Source organism: Nonomuraea sp. KM90 (assembly GCF_052246675.1).
In the GTDB taxonomy this organism is placed as follows: domain Bacteria; phylum Actinomycetota; class Actinomycetes; order Streptosporangiales; family Streptosporangiaceae; genus Nonomuraea.
In genome coordinates, this window is the sequence record NZ_JBQQCB010000192.1 from 1 (window position 1) to 14,723 (window position 14,723).

Below are 14,723 nucleotides of genomic sequence, written 5' to 3' on the forward strand. Positions count from 1 at the left end.
CTGACACGACACGCCGTAGCGCGGCAGTCACATTCCGGTACATCCCGTTACATGGTGATATGCCACAACATCGGGCGCGATCTGGACGCACCTGCACCGATGCCCGGACCTGCTTAAATCGCAAGCTAAGGTGGGGAGCCGCCACACGAGTAACCGGGTCGGCGCTGTACTGTGGCTGGCGACAGGTCCTCTGGTGTGGCCGGCTCTGGTTCCTGAGTAGGGGCCGCGGTCCGGGCGGCTCGGCGGGCCTTGGCGGCTACGGCGGCGGCGATGACCGGGCGCGCGGGAACACGGCCCCTTTCTCCAGGTGGCATGCTGCATCGGTTCCCCGGCACTACGTCGAGGTGTGCCCATGTCGATCTCTGTCGACGGGCGGACGCGAGCATGCTGCGGCGGGCCGCCACATCTTCACGAGCCGATAGAGAAGACCGTCTGGTCCTGGCAGCTCTGGTTCCACGGTTCGGCGCTGCCGATCCCGGCGTGGCCGGTCTCCTCGCCGCCGGTACAGTCCGCCATCACGGCCTGACGCGGGGTGCGGCGCGGCGGGACCGGATAGCCGGCGACTCTCCCAGTGGCTGGGCGCTGGAGTTCCCTCGCACGAGCACCCCCGGCACATCGATGGCCCGTCAGCATCAAGCCTGCTGGCGGGCCGTTCCGCGTTGCAGGGCAACGCCCCTCAAGAGCGCGGGCCGCCGCACCACGATCAGGAACTGGCCCCCGCAGACAGCTTCCAGTGGATGCCGAGCGCCATGCGCGCGGCCTGGCTGTAGGCAGCGGAGTGATCGCCGCACGCGGAGCAGGAGGGGCGGCCGCCAGCCGCCGGGTGACCGGGGCACGGTCGGAAGCCGCGCAGGATGCGTTCGGCGATCAGAGGAGTCGGAGACGTTGGCGGGGAGCCATGCCTCGATCTTCGGAACCACCTCTGGCGGCCCGGTTGGACGGCCCACCGTGCGAGAGGTCACGGGGGCGGTCGGCCTGTTACTCTGCGCATCGCCTGGCGGAGGCTTGCGCGGATCTGAGTCGGGACGGTGCGCTGCGCGGAAAGACGGAGGAAGAGCCCTCACCACCTGCACGGTGAGGGCTCTTCAAGCGTTGGAAGGGGCTACCAGTTTGCCCGCTCGTAGCCCGCGGCGACGATGTACTTCGCGCCGGGCGAGGGGCACTTCTCCACACTCGTGTACTTGGCCATCGCTTATGAAACACCTCGCCAATCCACACAACCGAGAGTGTGGGCAGGACCGCTGACGAATCGAGGTCAGTAGGCGAGTTCTCCGATGCCGCCATCGACGCGCAGGACGGTGCCGGCGGTGTAGGCGGACTCGTCAGAGGCCAGGTAAACAGCCGCCTTTGCCAGCTCGGTGGCGGTGCCGATGCGATGCAGGGGCACGGTCCGCCGCAGCTCGTCGTACAGGGCGGCCTGCCGCTCGGGGCCGAGTGAGGCGAACGTGTCCGTGAGGGTCGGCCCCGGGCTCAGCCCGTTGACGCGGACGCCCCGCTCCTTAAGCTCGTAGGTCAGCCCGCGCGACAGGGACAGCAGGCCGGCCTTGGCGGCGCCGTAGACCGCCGCGTTCTCGTGCCCGATGAAGGCGGAGACGGAGCCGACGAGGATGACGGACGCCTGCCGGGACAACAGCGGCAGCAGGGCCTTGATCAGGAAGAACGGCCCCTTGAGGTTGGTGGCGACGAGCCGGTCGAACGCCTCCTCGGACCATTCCTCGATCGGCAGGTGGGTGGCGTCGGCGGCGTTGCTCATCACGACGTCGAGCCGCGGCCACTCCTGCCGCAGCCGCGCCGCGAGCGCCGCCTGGCCGGGCACGTCGCCGGCGTCGGACAGCACGGGCAGCACCCGGCCGCCCAGCCGCCGGGCGGCCTCCTCGAGACGTTCGCGAGAGCGGCCGGTGATCGCGACGGCCGCGCCCTCGGCGAGGAACTCGCGGGCGGTCTCGAATCCGATGCCGCTCGACCCTCCCGTGATCAGGGCGTACTTGCCCTCAAGACGACCCATTGACCTCAATCTCCTCACTCGCGCCCGAGCGCGTGGTTCTGGTAACGGTGGTTGTGCGGAGGGACCGGAGCGTGCCCCGCGTCAGATGGCGGTGCGGCCTCCGTCGGCGGCCACGACGGCGCCGGTCACGTAGCCGGACTGGTCGCCGGCGAGGAAGGCGATCACCTGGGCGACCTCGGCCGGGTCGGCGGCGCGCTTCAGCGCGGTCGTCAGCCCCATGCCGCCGAGGTCCGGGCCCATGGCCGCCACCACCTTGGAGGTGGTCATCGGGCCGGGCGCCACGGCGTTGACGCGCACGTTGGAGGCGGCGAACTCGGCCGCCCAGGTGCGGGTCAGCGACTCCAGCGCCGCCTTGGTGGCGCCGTAGACCGACATCGCCGGCATGCCCAGGGCGGCCGCGGTGGAGCTGACGTTGACGATGCTGCCGCCCCCGTCGGCGGCCATCTTCGGTGCGAGCCGGGCGACCAGGACGAACGGCGCGCGCACGTTGACCGCGAAGGCGGCGTCGTAGCCGGCGAGGTCCTGGTCGGCGGTCGCGCTGAACGGGACGATGCCCGCGTTGTTGACGAGGATGTCCACCGCCCCGGCGTCATCGGCCAGCCGTTGCACGGCCTGCGGGTCGGCCAGGTCGGCGGGGATGAAGCGCACGGTCCCGGCGGCGCCGGCCCGTACGTCGTCCACGACCTGGGCGCCACGATCCGGGTCGGTGCCCGTGATGATCACGTTGGCCCCGCCGGCGGCGAGGATCCTCGCTGTCGCGTGCCCGAGCCCGCCGATGGCGCCCGATCCGGTGATCAGCGCCGTCTTCCCGTTGAAGTCCATCGGGTCCTGCCTCTCGTCCGCCGGCGCGCTCATGTGCCGGCAGACTTCCGTGTGGTCGTTCAATAAGTCGCTCGGCCTCACCGTAAGGCATTTTGTGCAAGCGGTCAAAAAGTCGTAACCTGGGGGACATGGCACGGACAGGGCGCCCCCGCGCCTTCGACAAGGACGAGGCGCTGGAGCGTGCGCTCCTGCTGTTCTGGTCCCGGGGCTACGGAGCGACCTCCGTTCAGGACCTGGTTGACGCACTGGCCCTGGAGCGGGGCAGCCTGTACGGCGCCTTCGGCGACAAGCGGCAGTTCTACCTGGCGGCGGTCCAGTTGTACTGGGACACCTACGAGCGCGAGCTGATCACGGCGCTGGAGTCCGGGCCGGTGCTGCCGGCGCTGCGCGGGGTGCTCACTCATCCGGCCCGGGTGCAGGAGTACGCCTCCGACGTCGGCGTTCCGCAAGGGTGCATGATCGGCAACACCACCGCCGAACTGGTCCCGCACGATGCCGAGGCCCGCGAGATCGTAGCCCGCTCACATGTTCGCTTCACCCAGATCGTCGCCGACGCCCTGCGGCGCGCGCAGGCCACCGGTGAGGTCACCCAGGCCGCCACCCCAGAGGCCCAGGCGCAGCTCCTGCTGTTCACCGTCCAGGGCCTTTCCCTGGTCTCCCGCGCCGGGCTCGACACCTCCGCCGCGCTCGCCGCCGTCGACGCCCTGGTCGACGCCCTCCGTGCTTAATGGGGTCCCGGTAGCGATCGCGGAAGTTCCAACGAACCCCGATCACCCACTCACCGAAGGCGCATGCCGAGCGGCGAGCCCAACGTGACCAGCGCCCTTACCCCATGCCCGCCCTGTACCGACCGCGGCGCACGGGCCAGAGTGTCGCCGCCCGGCGGCGCCACTTCCGGCCCGACCTCCGCCGCCGCCCGCCACCAGGTCAGCAGCCGTGTAGCGGGGATCACCCACCGCCAGCGTCTCACCCGGCAGGCGGAACACATCGCCGTAGAACCAAGGCGCCAACAACCCTAGATAACGATGGCCGGCGCCGGCCCTCGAGCATCGGAGTCGGCACAGGGCGTTGTACGACGGGCGCAACCACGGTCGCCTCAACATCGCACGGGCGCGCACGGCCTTGTGCGCATGGCCTTGTCCGCGCTGCCGCTTCCGCGGGCCGCCAATGGACGGCTCGTGCCGGCGGTCGACGTCTCACCCTGGTTGCGTCCCGATGCGGCCACAGCGCCGAGGCGCTCGTACTGCCACACCTACGGCCGGGGCAAGAACGAGCACCGGATGATTCCGGGCTGGCCGTACTCGATCGTGGCCGCGCGGGAGCCCGGCCGCACCTCCTGGGCCGCCCTGCCGGACGCGATCCGCCTGGAGCCAGGCGCCCGCCGCTACCGGAACTTCTCCAGCTTGGCCCGGATCGCGGTCCCGGAGTCCGACCCGAGCAGGACCGCCGCCAGGAGCACGGCGGCGGCGCGGAAGGCCACGATCGAGGACTCCACCGGGTCGTACGCGGCCCGGTCCACCACCATGGTCCCGGCCTGATCGGCTTCCGCGAGCAGGCCCGCCGTCACAGCGGCGCAGAACTCGGCGGGAAGCCCTGGGACCAGCGGCCGGCCGAGGGCGCCCGCGTACGAGGGCGCCGCGTCGAGCTCGATCCGGCCGCATGTCAGCACCTCCACCCTGAGGGCGTCGCCGCCGGACCACGTCATCGTCCCGCCGAGCATCGCCCGCTGCGGAAGGCCGCCGACCCGGCGATGGAACTCGACCGAGGCCCGCCGCACGCCCGGCCGGGCGGCAGGCTTCGCGGGCACTAGCGTGACGGTGACCTCGCGGCCGGCGAGAGCCATCACCTCATCGGCCAGCACCGCCACCCGGATGTTCCCCTGTTCGATGATCAACGAGGCCCCAGACCCCAGTAGTTGCGCCAGGCCTGGTTGAAGAGTTCCGGGAACTGGTCGATCACCTCTGGATGATAGTTGGCGAAGGTGGGATGCATCTGCATGGCGATCCGATGCGCGTCGTCGTAACTCATGCCCGTGTCCATGAGTATCTTCTCGGTCAGCTCGTGGCGCATGAAGTTGGACTCGCTGATGTGCAGTGGTCTGCCCTCGGCCGCCGCCGCCCGGATCCGGGCGATCATGGCGTCGTTCGCGGGAGAATGGTCCAGGCGAGCGAGGTGCTGCTCTATCTTGCCCAGGTCGTCGAGGTTCGCCAAGGCCGGCGACCCGGGCACATGCCCGCCGCGCCACGGGAAACGCCCGATGGGCGGCCCGCTGAATTCGCCCATCGGCGCCATCGGCACGTCGTCGAGCTGCTGCCGCAGGAGGTTGCCGCAGACGTCGGTGCCGTGGTTGCGCTGGAACGTGCAGTATGTCTTGAGCAGCACGGCGGGCAGGTCGCGTTCGTCGACCACGTGCAGCATGAAGAACGCGCCGTACGTGTCCAGCCAGTCGTCGAAGTCGGTCGCCAGCTCGCCACAGGACTCCACGCCGAGGGATCGCGGCAGCTTGTAGCCGTTCAGCCAGCAGTCCCCGTTGAAGGTGACCAGCACCGTGCCGTGGTCGTACTCGATCACCTTCGGCGGGTTCGCGGGCGGCGTGTTCCGCAGGCGTTCCTGGTCCTCCTGCCGCTTCTTGTCCATCGCGAACTGCAGCGCGTCGAGCGCGGCCTGGGCGGCCTGGGCCGCGCTCTCACCGGCGGCGATGGCCAGCGCCCTGGCCTGCTCGGCCGAGTCCCAGGCGGCGGACGCCGACGCGCGGGCCTGGGCGGCCGACGTGGTGGCGCGGGCGGCCGAACGGGCCGCCGCCTGTTCGGCCTGGCGGGCCGAGTTCGCCGCCGCCCGCGCCGCTTGCGCGGAGGCCGCCGCCTGGTCCGCCGACTGGCGTGCCTCGGTCGCGGCCTGCCCGGCCTGCGTCGCGAAGCCCTCGGCCGCCTCGCGGGCCTGGCGGGCCTGGTCCGCCCAGTACGCGGCGTCGTCGGCGGCCTGGTTGGCGATCGCCGCGACCCGGGCGGCCTCTGCGGCGTCCCTGCGGGCGATCGCCGCCGAGTGGGCCGCGTCGGCGACGTACCGGCGCACGGTGGCGACGTGGAGAGCCGCGTCCTCGTCCCGCCGGCCCGCCTGGTAGTGACCCAGCCGCAGGAAGTCGCGCAGGTACCGGCGTGGGCCGGCGAGCGCCACCTGCCCGGCCGCGGCCACCTCGGCGCCGCCCGCCTCGATCGCGGCGGCGACGGCGATCCGGTCGTCCTGCTCGGCCGCGGCGTACTGCCCGCTGCGGAGGAACTCGTGCGCGTCGGCCGGGGTGCCGTTCAGCGCCGCCTGCGCAGCCGCGTCGGTGGCCGGTCCGCCCGTCGCCATCACCTCGGCGATGGCGATCCGGTCATCCTGGATCTTGCCGTCGTACATGGGCAGCCGCAGAAACTGCACGACCTGCGCGTGCGAGCCGGCGAGCGCGTCCGCGGCGGCGGTCCTGAGCGCGGCCTTGTCGCTGGTCTCCCCCAGGCGTACCACGCGGTCGCGGTCGTCCTGCTCGGCGGCCGCGGCGCGGCTGCCGTCCAGCCATCGCCGCAGGTCGGCCTCGGACCCGGTGAGCGCCGCCGCCGCGGCAGCCCTGGTCCAGGTGCCGCCGGCGGTCAGCAGGCGCATCGCGGCGTTGCGGCCCTGCTCCAGGACGGTCTCGGCGCCGGCTCCCGGCGCGGTGGCCGCGGCCAGGTGCCGCGCGGTCACGTCGTCGATCCGGCTCTGCTCGGGGGCGTCCCACGAGATGGCGGCCTGCTCGGACTGCTCGGCCTGCTTGGTCTCGCGGGCCGCGGCCAGCTTCTCCGCGGTCTCCGAACGTAACCGCTCGGCGTCCGCCTCCCTGGCGGTGCGCTCCGCCGTCTCCGCGCTGGCCGCCGCGGCCGCGGCGGTGGCTGCGGCGCGACCGGCCGCTTTGGCGTGCTCGGTGGCCCGGCGGGCGGCCTCAGCGGCTTCGCCGGCGTGTTCGGCGGCCTCGTCGGCCGCCGCTGCCGCCGCCCTGGCGTGCGCGGCGGCGTCCCGGGCCCAGTACTCGGCGTCCCGCGCCGCTGCCGCCGCCTGCATGGCGAGCGACTCGGCGGCGTTGGCCGACGCGTTCGCGCGGGCGGCGTAGGCCCGCGCCTGAGCCGCCGCCCGGCGAGCACGAGCCGCTTCCGAGTCCGCGACGTTAGCGTGGCCGCTTGCCTCCTCGGCCGCCGCGGCGGCGGCCTCCGCGTTCGCGATCGCCCCCTGGGCGGCCCGCGCCGCCGTCCCGGCCTGGGTGACGGCCTCACCCGCCGCCTTGGCCGCGTCGGCTGCCGTCTCCGCCGCCTGCGCCGCGGCCCGCGCCTGCTGCGCCGCCTGCCGGGCGGCGTCCGCCTTGCCCGCGTTGGTCGCCGCGTCCGCCGCCGCCTGGTACGCCCGGGCGGCGGCCTGACCGGCCAGGACCGACGCGGTCGCGGCCCGCGAGGCGGCGCCGGCCGCGACCCGCGCCGCCTGGTTGGCGGCGTTGGCCGCGTTGATGGCGTCCTGCGCTGCCGCCGCCGCCCGCGAGGCGGCGTCCGCGGCCCGGCCCGCGGCCTCGGTCGCGCGCTTCGCCGAGTCACCCGCCTGCGCCGTCTCCGCCGCCGCCCGCTGCGCCGCCTCCTTGGCCAGCTCGGCCGCCTTCACCGCCCGTTCCGACTGCACCTTCGCGGCCTGCGTCTGCTCCTCCGCGATGAGCTGCGCCTGCCGCGCCACTTCGGCCAGTTGCGCGACGGTGGAGATCTCCTCGTCGCGTGCCCTGGCCACGTGCTGGCCGTGGCCGAGGAACTCCCGCACGTCCTCCGGCGTGCCCTGCAACGCGACCTGCGCCGCCCGTACTACCTCGGGCCCGCCCGTCGCGAGCAGCTTGGTCGCCTCGATCCGGTCGTCCTGCTCCCCCGCCCGGTACCGGCCGTCCAGCAGGAACTCCACGACGGCGGTGTCGCCCGCGGTCAACGCTGACTGGCCGCTCTGCCGGGTCGACGGGCCGCCCACGTCCATCAGGTTCGCCACCCGGATCCGCCGGTCCTGGCCCAGGACCGGCCGGTAACCGGACTCGACGAACGCCCGGAGCTGCTCGGCACCGCCGGCCAGCGCCGCCTGCCCGGCCTGGACCATGGCCGGGCCGCTCAGCTGCATGAGCTGCGCGACCCGTACCCGGTCGTCCTGTGCCCGCAGGCCGGGCAGGTCGTCCTCCAGGAACCGGCGGACGTCCTCGTCCGTGCCCAGGAGCGCGGCCCTGGCCGCCCTCGCCACCCCGGGTCCGGCGGCCTTCATCAGCTCCAGCGCCTGCTCCCGCGCGGCCGCCGGCTCCGCGGCGTGCGCCGCCGGGACGGCGATCGTGCCGGTCGCCAGCAGCGGCGCCAGCAGCACCGCCACCAGCACGCGTCTCACACCGAGCCACACACGCGTCGCCTTCACGATCGCTTCCCCTCATCAAGGACGTGCGCCGATTCGGATCCTCAGCCCGCCCGCGCTCACGGCGAGGCGCGCAGCTCCAGCAGCACCGCGAAGTCCGGGTCCGTGGTGCCGGTGGGCCGCACCTGGCCCTCGGGCACGACGACCGTCTGCTCCTCGCCGTCGGCGGTGATGGTCGCCTCGACGACCTGGTCGCCGGAACCGACCAGGAAGACGGAGTCGAGCCGCAGGCTCAGCCAGCCGGTGTCGCCCTTGACCCGGAAGCAGAACTTCGACCGGCCGACACTCTCCACCGTGATCAGCTGCGGGTCGGTGGTGCACTCCACCAGCGTGATCCGGCCGTCGCCGCGGATCAGCTCGATCTCCTCGATGGACTCCGCCCCGGGATACCGGAAGTCCTCGACCACCGAACCCGGCACGTTCACGTCCTCGGCCGCCTTCGTCTGGGCCGCTGACGTGCCTCCGGCCGGCACGAGGTCGGCGGCGTACCAGCCCTGCAGGTCGACCAGGACGTGCGCGGAACCCGGGCTGTCGTTCCTGATCCTGATCTTGCCGCCGGTGCCGACCTTGACCACGGTGTGCCCCGCCCGGACGCCGTCGGCCGGCGGCGCGTAGTTGACCAGCGACGTGCTCGCCTCGGTGCCGTCGAGCGGCCACGCGTTCAGGTGCCCGTCGGCCGTGTTGCCGACGACCGTCAGGTTCAGCGCCGCCGTGGTGCCCGCGGGCACGCCGAGCGGCACGTCGATCGTGCTGTTGGCCGGCAGCGGCACGCCCGTGCCGACCTCGCGGGTGTCCAGCCGGCGCACCGCCGGGATCGTCCGCAGGCCCGCGCCGCTGTCCGCGCTGCCGGTGAAGTAGCCCAGCGCGGTCAGCACCAGGTGCACCGCCGAACCGCCGTTGTTCGTGAACGTCGCCCGCCCGTCCGTGCCCAGCTGCACCGCCACGCCGTGCGCGGTCGTGCCGGGCACGTAGTCCATGACGCTGCGGTTGTTGGTGCCCCCGGGCGGGAACGCGCCGACCCAGCCCTGCCGGGTCGCCCCGGTCACGATCAGATCCAGGTACGCCGTACTGGCCCCGGCCGGAATGGCGCCACCGGTCAGCGTGAACGTCCGCGAGCCGCCCGCCGGCACGATGCCGGCCGTGCCGCCCAGACCGCTGCGGGTGTCGGCGAGCCGGCTGTGATCCACTGCTACGAAGCCCCGCCCGGTGCTGCCCGAGGTGGTGTAGTAGCCCTGGACGTCGACGATGGCGTGCGCGCCCGGGCCGTGGCTGTAGACGGCGATCTTCCCGCTGTCGGGCACGGGCACCACCGCGGTGTTGGAGATGATCTGGTTCGCGGTGGTGTTCACCATCGACAGCGGCGGGCGCGGTGCGCCCTCCGGCAGCAGCGTCAGGTACGTGGGCGCGGTCGTCACGGCCGTGACGTCGACCAGCACCGCGCTCACGCCGGTCGCCGGGATGCCACCCACCCCAGTCACCTGGAACGGGGTGAGGCGGCCCGCGGCCAGCGCCCCAGCGGGCGCGCCCAGCCCGGCGCGCGTGTCCAGGGCCGCCGCGCTGGTGGGCAGCCGCACGAACGTGCCCCCGCGCACGGTCTGCCGCACCCAGTCCCGTACGTTGTCCAGCCGCACCTCGACCGCCGCCGTGCGGGTCTCTGACGCGCTGGTCCCCAGGCAGCCCGCCTGCCAGGACGCGCTGTGCAGCGCGACCAGCTCGAACCCCGCCGCCACGCTGCGCACCGCCGGCCCGCCGGCGTCGCCCTTGCAGATGGTCGCCGGCGCCGACGGGTCGCCGGTGATCTCCACGGCCCCGGCGTTGACGGTGTGCACCGTGAAGGGCGCCCTGTGCAACCGCTCCGGCACCCACTCCGTTGCCGTCCGCCCGAAGCCGGCCACCTGCAGCACCTCGCCGGGCGCCGGCGCGGTCGCGCTCACCCGTACCGGCGTCACCTCGACCACCGGACTGGCCAGCTTGGCGAGCAGGAGGTCACGCGCCGGATGCGGCACCACGTGCGTGACGCCGCGTACCTGCCCCTCACCGATGCTGGTCAGGTCCTCGCGGCCGACCGTGACGGTGGTCGGCTGCGACGGCGGGCCGACCGGCACGGGGTCGGACCCCTCGACGAAACAGGACTTCGCCGTGACGATCCACTCCGGATCGACCAGCGCGCCGGAACATCCACGCACCGCGCTGCCCACCCTGACATCCGCCACGAACCCGTAACCGTCGGCAGGCGCCGCCGCCCCGCCCGCGAGGCCGGAAGCCGGACCGGCCGCCAGCGCCATGGCGGCCATCACCCCGCCGGCCACCAGTCCGGCTAAGCCGCGCCGTAACAGAACACGCATGAACGACCACCACCCCGATCACCGATCACCGATCACGGCGGTCGCACACGAACCGCCCCGAAGGCGACGATCGCGGTCACTGCCTTCAGAACTGCTTCATGACGGCGTCACCGCAGCTCACGGGCGAGGAGACACCATCGCCTGCGGCGCGTGGATCGTTGTCCGCCCATACCCGGTCCGGGCGGGCGTCCGGCGGGCGGCGGGGTCGTGCGCGGCGGGGATGCCTGCGGAGGTCTCGGGGCGGAAAGGGCTTTGGAACGGGGATCCGGAGTTTAGGCGGTTCGCGCTGGTTAGACAGCCTCGCCGGATCCCGTTCCATTGCGTACGAGTGCCACCGGCCGCGGTCGCCCTGCCCGTGCCGGGGCAACGTCTTCCAAGGCAGGGAAGGGAACTCCAGCGATGCCGAATAAGCAGGATGGGAGCGCACCGACGCTCGGCCTGCTGGAGGCGGTGGTGCCGGTGCGCGGGGTGGAGGCCGTGGCCGCCGCTTCCGTCAGTTACACGGTCCGCGTCGAGCGGCGCGGACGACGAAGCCGAAGTCGTGGACGACCTGTCCCGGGGCGAGCTCTCGGCGGTCACCGCCGTAACCGAACCAGTTGTAGAAGCACCAGGGGTCGCCGCTGTAGTTGGCCGCCCGGACGATGGGCGGGACGATGTCGGCTTCGTCGTCGAAGAGCACTCTGAGGGTGTCGTCCACGTCGTAGGCGCAGATGCCCAGCACGGGCGGGCAGGGGAAGCCGGCTGCGGCTGGTGGAGCGCTCGTGGCGGAAGCGGGCAGGGGCAGGCCGGTAACGGCCATGACCAGCGCGGCTACGGCAGCGGCCTTGCGGAGGACGGGCATGTGCGCTCACTCCTTGCTCTCGGAGATGCCTGCGAAGGCAGACCCTTCATTGAAGCAGAGAGTCACGTAACAGCAACAGAGCGTTACTGGATTGGTTCGCTGTACGAGACGGCTGAGCGGGCCTCAGAATCGGGTCGACCTTCCCGTGTTCCGGCGAATTCCGGTCGGATCTGCCTGACGTGCACAAACGCAGGCCCAAGAACGTGGCCCGGCTGTCGCCGCTGAGCCGGCGGCACATCGATCCCTCGGCCGCGTACAGTTTCGCCGCCTCCCAGCCTCGCGAGGGGCTGCGACCGCTGCGTGATCCAGCGGTTCGCGACGCCGAGGAGGATCTCGTTCGAAGGCCCTGCCGGGGTGTCGGCGGTGCACCAATCGGCGAACGGGTTACCGTTGCGCGTCGGCTTGTGCGCGGGCGCGTTCGATGTCGGCGACGTGGCTCTCGGCCCATTCCCGGACGGCACGTAGGGGTGCCAGCAGCGACCGACCGAGGTCGGTGAGGGCGTACTCGACATGCGGCGGATTTGCGGGAATCTCCGTGCGAGAGATCAGACCGTCGTACTCCATCGCGCGAAGCGTCTCGGTGAGCGCCTTCGGTGTGATCCCCCGGATGTGCGCCTTGAGCTCGGTGAATCGCATCGGCCTGTTGTCCAGCGCGTTGACGATGAACACCGTCCAGCGCGCCCCGATCCGGTGCAGAACGGTGCGACTGGGGCAGGTCGCGGCCATGATGTTGTAGGCCTTACCCATGCACGACTCCCGGTAGCGTTGTGTATACCGGTATAGAATCTATACCGTCCCGGGTTGTGTCTATTCCCGATCACACGGTCCGTCCATCGATAGCTCGGCACGGCCGCTTCGTCGCAGCGATCATCATCGACTCCATCGGCACCGGCGTCTTCGTCCCCGTTTCGATGCTGTACTTCCTGGCCACGACGCCGCTGACGCTGGTGCAGGTGGGCGCGGCACTGACGACGGCCGGGCTGCTGGCGCTCCCGGCGGGTCCTCTGGTCGGAGGACTGGTCGACCGGTACGGCGCCAAGCCGGTACTGCAGGCGGCAAACCTGGCCCAGGCACTCGGCTTCGCCGGGTATCTCCTCGTGGACCAGACATGGCAGATCGCCATCTTCGCCTGGTTGAACAGTGCCGGGCGGGCGGTTTCCTTCAGCTGCTACGGCGTGACCGTCACGGCGCTGGCCGCGCCCGGCCGGCGCGAGCGCTGGTTCGGTCTTCTGGGGTCGGTACGCAACCTCGGCTACGCACTCGGCGGCCTCCTCTCCGCCGTCGCGGTCAGTTTCGGCATTCACGGCATCTACGCCGGGATCGTCATCGTCAACGCCTTGTCCTATGTCACCGCCTTCGTTCTGATGCGCGCCGTGCCGAATGTCCGTCCCGAGGCGGGCCAGGACGCTGCTGGAGGCTGGGGGCGCGTGCTCCGGGACCGGCGGTACCTGTCACTGGTCGCGCATCAACTGTGCTTCGCGATCTCCTTGTTCGCCCTCAACATCGCGATACCGGTCTACGCCGTTGACGCGCTGGGACTGCCTGGCTGGACCGCCGGCATGGTCTTCACGCTCAACACCCTGATGGTCGGCTTCGGCCAAGGCATCGTCCTCGGGTGGCTCCGCGGGCGGATCCGCAGCCGCGTCCTCGTCGCCGGACACGCCTGCTTCGCGGTCGGCTACCTCCTGTTCCTCGCCGCCGACCACGTGGCTGCGCTCGCCCTCGCGGTCTGCGTCGTGTTGCTCGGTGCAGGCAGCTACACCTTCGGTGAAATCCTCGGCGGCCCCATCACGTCGACTGTCGCCGCGGAGAGCGCCCCAGACGCTCTCCGCGGCCGGTACTTGGCCCTCAACCAGCTCGCCGTGACTGTCGCAGGAGCGGTCGCTCCGGCCGCGCTCTCCGGGTTGCTGTCCACCGGGGCAGCCGCGATCTGGCTGACCCTGGTCGGCGTCAGCGTCCTCGGAGCCACGCTCGCCACCACGATCGGCAGAGTGGTGCCAGCGGCGCGGAGCCGCATCGGAGGTGTCTAGAGACGGGACTGGGTGGCGCGCAGCAGTTGATGCCCTGGTCGACCGATCCCGACATGCCCACGGACACCGGGCGCTCCCGGCGGCCGTCTCGTCTTCCACGTCTTCGCCGCCCTCGCCGAATTCGTCCGCGAGCTCATCGTCGCCGGCACCCATGAGGGCCCGGCCGCCGCGAAAGCGCGAGGTCGCACCGGGGGACGTCCCACCGTCGTCACCGCCGAAGTCCTCAAAGCCGCCCGTGCCACCTGTTAAGTGGTCAGGCGGGCGATGCGCGTGACGTGCTGGGCGTACTGCAGGACCAGGCACCCGGCGAGGCGGTCGATCAGCGCGTAAGGAGTCTCCGCCAGCGTCTGGGACAGCCGGAGGCGGGCCTGTGCGAGCTCCACGGCGTCCGTTCTCGGCTACCGCCTCAACGAGCGCGACGTGCGATTCGGACTGGAAAGCTGCTACCGCGCCCTGGTCCGGCTTGCCGCCACCCAGGAACAGCGCAACGACCTGGTGGGCCGCACCAACGCCCTCCGCCCCCGCACCGTCCGGTGACCCGTGGCGGCGAGAGGGCGGATGAGTCGCTACAGCGGGGTGCCAGTCCCGCTCAGCCAGCTGCCGTAGAGGGTGCTGGTGACTCGGCAGCGACCGGCGAAACAGACGTAGCTCACCTTGATGGACCGGTGCCTGTAAACCGTCGGATTGAACTTGCGGACGATGCGTCCGTGCGTGCAAACGTCGTACACCTTGGCCTTACGTACACCGTTCTGGTTGTAGATCTTCGTCATGCTGCTCGACGTCGTCTCGGTCTTCTTCAGCCGCTTGACGCTGTGCGCGTTCGGATTGTAGGTCCTCGTCCCGAGGTAGTTCGTCCACACACCACCACATTTCCCTCTGGTCTGCGACCAGTAGAGGTAGGGCCTGACCGTGTCGGCGCCGGCGGTCGACATTCCGCTGCCTCCGACCACTATCCCCGAAGCGAGTATCGCCGGCGCCATGAACCACGCGAGCCGTTGTCCTTTGCGCATGAACCTTCCCATCTCCGGTGTCGTCGCATCCTGTGGAGCCCAGCACGGTCACCTGAGTGACCGCCTGCCACAGTGCCGTAGGGCGGTATATGCACAGAACATCTTCGGAACAGTGAGCTCTTTCCATCGTGACGGCACTGGTCGGGTTGGGTCTGCGGGAAGCAGTGGCGGATGAGAGGAGACTCCCGATAAGACAGCAGTCGACCAAGATCCGATGCCCCAACCGGGAGCCTCGTTGCT

At 71.6% G+C, this 14,723-nt stretch carries 14 protein-coding genes and 1 pseudogene; 6 read left to right on the forward strand and 9 right to left on the reverse strand.

What is annotated here, in order from left to right; genetic code table 11:
- Positions 1-352: 352 nt before the first annotated feature.
- Positions 353-526 carry a hypothetical protein gene (locus ACTWPW_RS59440; protein ID WP_443174285.1) on the forward strand — a complete coding sequence of 58 codons (174 nt, stop codon included), beginning with the start codon at positions 353-355 and terminating at the stop codon, positions 524-526.
- A gap of 729 nt (positions 527-1,255) precedes the next feature.
- Here the strand turns inward: ACTWPW_RS59440 and ACTWPW_RS59445 are convergent.
- Both ACTWPW_RS59445 and ACTWPW_RS59450 read right to left on the reverse strand, forming a co-directional pair.
- Complete coding sequence (locus ACTWPW_RS59445) at positions 1,256-2,005, reverse strand: SDR family oxidoreductase (protein WP_443174286.1); 750 nt, start codon at positions 2,003-2,005, stop codon at positions 1,256-1,258.
- 81 nt (positions 2,006-2,086) lie between these two features.
- Positions 2,087-2,860, reverse strand: a complete 774-nt coding sequence (locus ACTWPW_RS59450) for an SDR family NAD(P)-dependent oxidoreductase (protein WP_443174287.1) — start codon at positions 2,858-2,860, stop codon at positions 2,087-2,089.
- A 95-nt stretch (positions 2,861-2,955) separates the two neighbouring features.
- On the opposite strand from ACTWPW_RS59450, the gene ACTWPW_RS59455 reads away from it, so the two are divergent.
- Positions 2,956-3,555 carry a TetR/AcrR family transcriptional regulator gene (locus ACTWPW_RS59455; RefSeq protein WP_443174288.1) on the forward strand — a complete coding sequence of 200 codons (600 nt, stop codon included), beginning with the start codon at positions 2,956-2,958 and terminating at the stop codon, positions 3,553-3,555.
- 402 nt (positions 3,556-3,957) lie between these two features.
- Positions 3,958-4,200 (forward strand): annotated as a pseudogene (locus ACTWPW_RS59460) (transposase); the annotation flags it as partial.
- Between the two features lie 11 nt (positions 4,201-4,211).
- Here ACTWPW_RS59460 and ACTWPW_RS59465 read toward each other — a convergent pair.
- The 5 genes from ACTWPW_RS59465 to ACTWPW_RS59485 form a co-directional block, all read right to left on the reverse strand.
- The gene (locus ACTWPW_RS59465; RefSeq protein WP_443174289.1) at positions 4,212-4,721 is read right to left on the reverse strand and encodes a hypothetical protein; all 510 of its coding nucleotides are present in this window, start codon (positions 4,719-4,721) and stop codon (positions 4,212-4,214) included.
- A complete protein-coding gene (locus ACTWPW_RS59470) occupies positions 4,718-8,260 on the reverse strand; it encodes an ALF repeat-containing protein (RefSeq protein WP_443174290.1) in 3,543 nt (1,180 codons plus the stop codon). Before ACTWPW_RS59470 ends, ACTWPW_RS59465 begins: the two co-directional genes overlap by 4 nt.
- A gap of 56 nt (positions 8,261-8,316) precedes the next feature.
- Positions 8,317-10,602: a S1 family peptidase gene (locus ACTWPW_RS59475; protein ID WP_443174291.1), complete on the reverse strand. Its 2,286-nt coding sequence runs from the start codon at positions 10,600-10,602 to the stop codon at positions 8,317-8,319.
- 493 nt (positions 10,603-11,095) lie between these two features.
- Positions 11,096-11,443, reverse strand: a complete 348-nt coding sequence (locus ACTWPW_RS59480) for a hypothetical protein (RefSeq protein ID WP_375119242.1) — start codon at positions 11,441-11,443, stop codon at positions 11,096-11,098.
- A 384-nt stretch (positions 11,444-11,827) separates the two neighbouring features.
- Positions 11,828-12,190, reverse strand: coding sequence for a winged helix-turn-helix transcriptional regulator (locus ACTWPW_RS59485; RefSeq protein WP_375119241.1), 363 nt, complete (start codon positions 12,188-12,190; stop codon positions 11,828-11,830).
- Positions 12,191-12,246: 56 nt separating this feature from the next.
- Between ACTWPW_RS59485 and ACTWPW_RS59490 the strand changes: the two genes are divergently transcribed.
- A complete protein-coding gene (locus tag ACTWPW_RS59490) occupies positions 12,247-13,473 on the forward strand; it encodes an MFS transporter (RefSeq protein WP_443174292.1) in 1,227 nt (408 codons plus the stop codon).
- 45 nt (positions 13,474-13,518) lie between these two features.
- The gene (locus tag ACTWPW_RS59495; protein ID WP_443174296.1) at positions 13,519-13,722 is read left to right on the forward strand and encodes a recombinase family protein; all 204 of its coding nucleotides are present in this window, start codon (positions 13,519-13,521) and stop codon (positions 13,720-13,722) included.
- On the opposite strand, the gene ACTWPW_RS59500 is transcribed toward ACTWPW_RS59495, so the two are convergent.
- Positions 13,719-13,856, reverse strand: a complete 138-nt coding sequence (locus tag ACTWPW_RS59500) for a hypothetical protein (protein ID WP_443174293.1) — start codon at positions 13,854-13,856, stop codon at positions 13,719-13,721. The genes ACTWPW_RS59495 and ACTWPW_RS59500 overlap by 4 nt on opposite strands.
- A 37-nt stretch (positions 13,857-13,893) precedes the next feature.
- On the opposite strand from ACTWPW_RS59500, the gene ACTWPW_RS59505 reads away from it, so the two are divergent.
- Positions 13,894-14,010 (forward strand): tetratricopeptide repeat protein, encoded by a 117-nt coding sequence (locus ACTWPW_RS59505; protein WP_443174294.1) that lies wholly within the window; start codon positions 13,894-13,896, stop codon positions 14,008-14,010.
- Positions 14,011-14,039: 29 nt separating this feature from the next.
- Here ACTWPW_RS59505 and ACTWPW_RS59510 read toward each other — a convergent pair whose 3' ends face one another.
- A complete protein-coding gene (locus ACTWPW_RS59510) occupies positions 14,040-14,483 on the reverse strand; it encodes a hypothetical protein (protein WP_443174295.1) in 444 nt (147 codons plus the stop codon).
- Between the last annotated feature and the right edge of the window lie 240 nt (positions 14,484-14,723).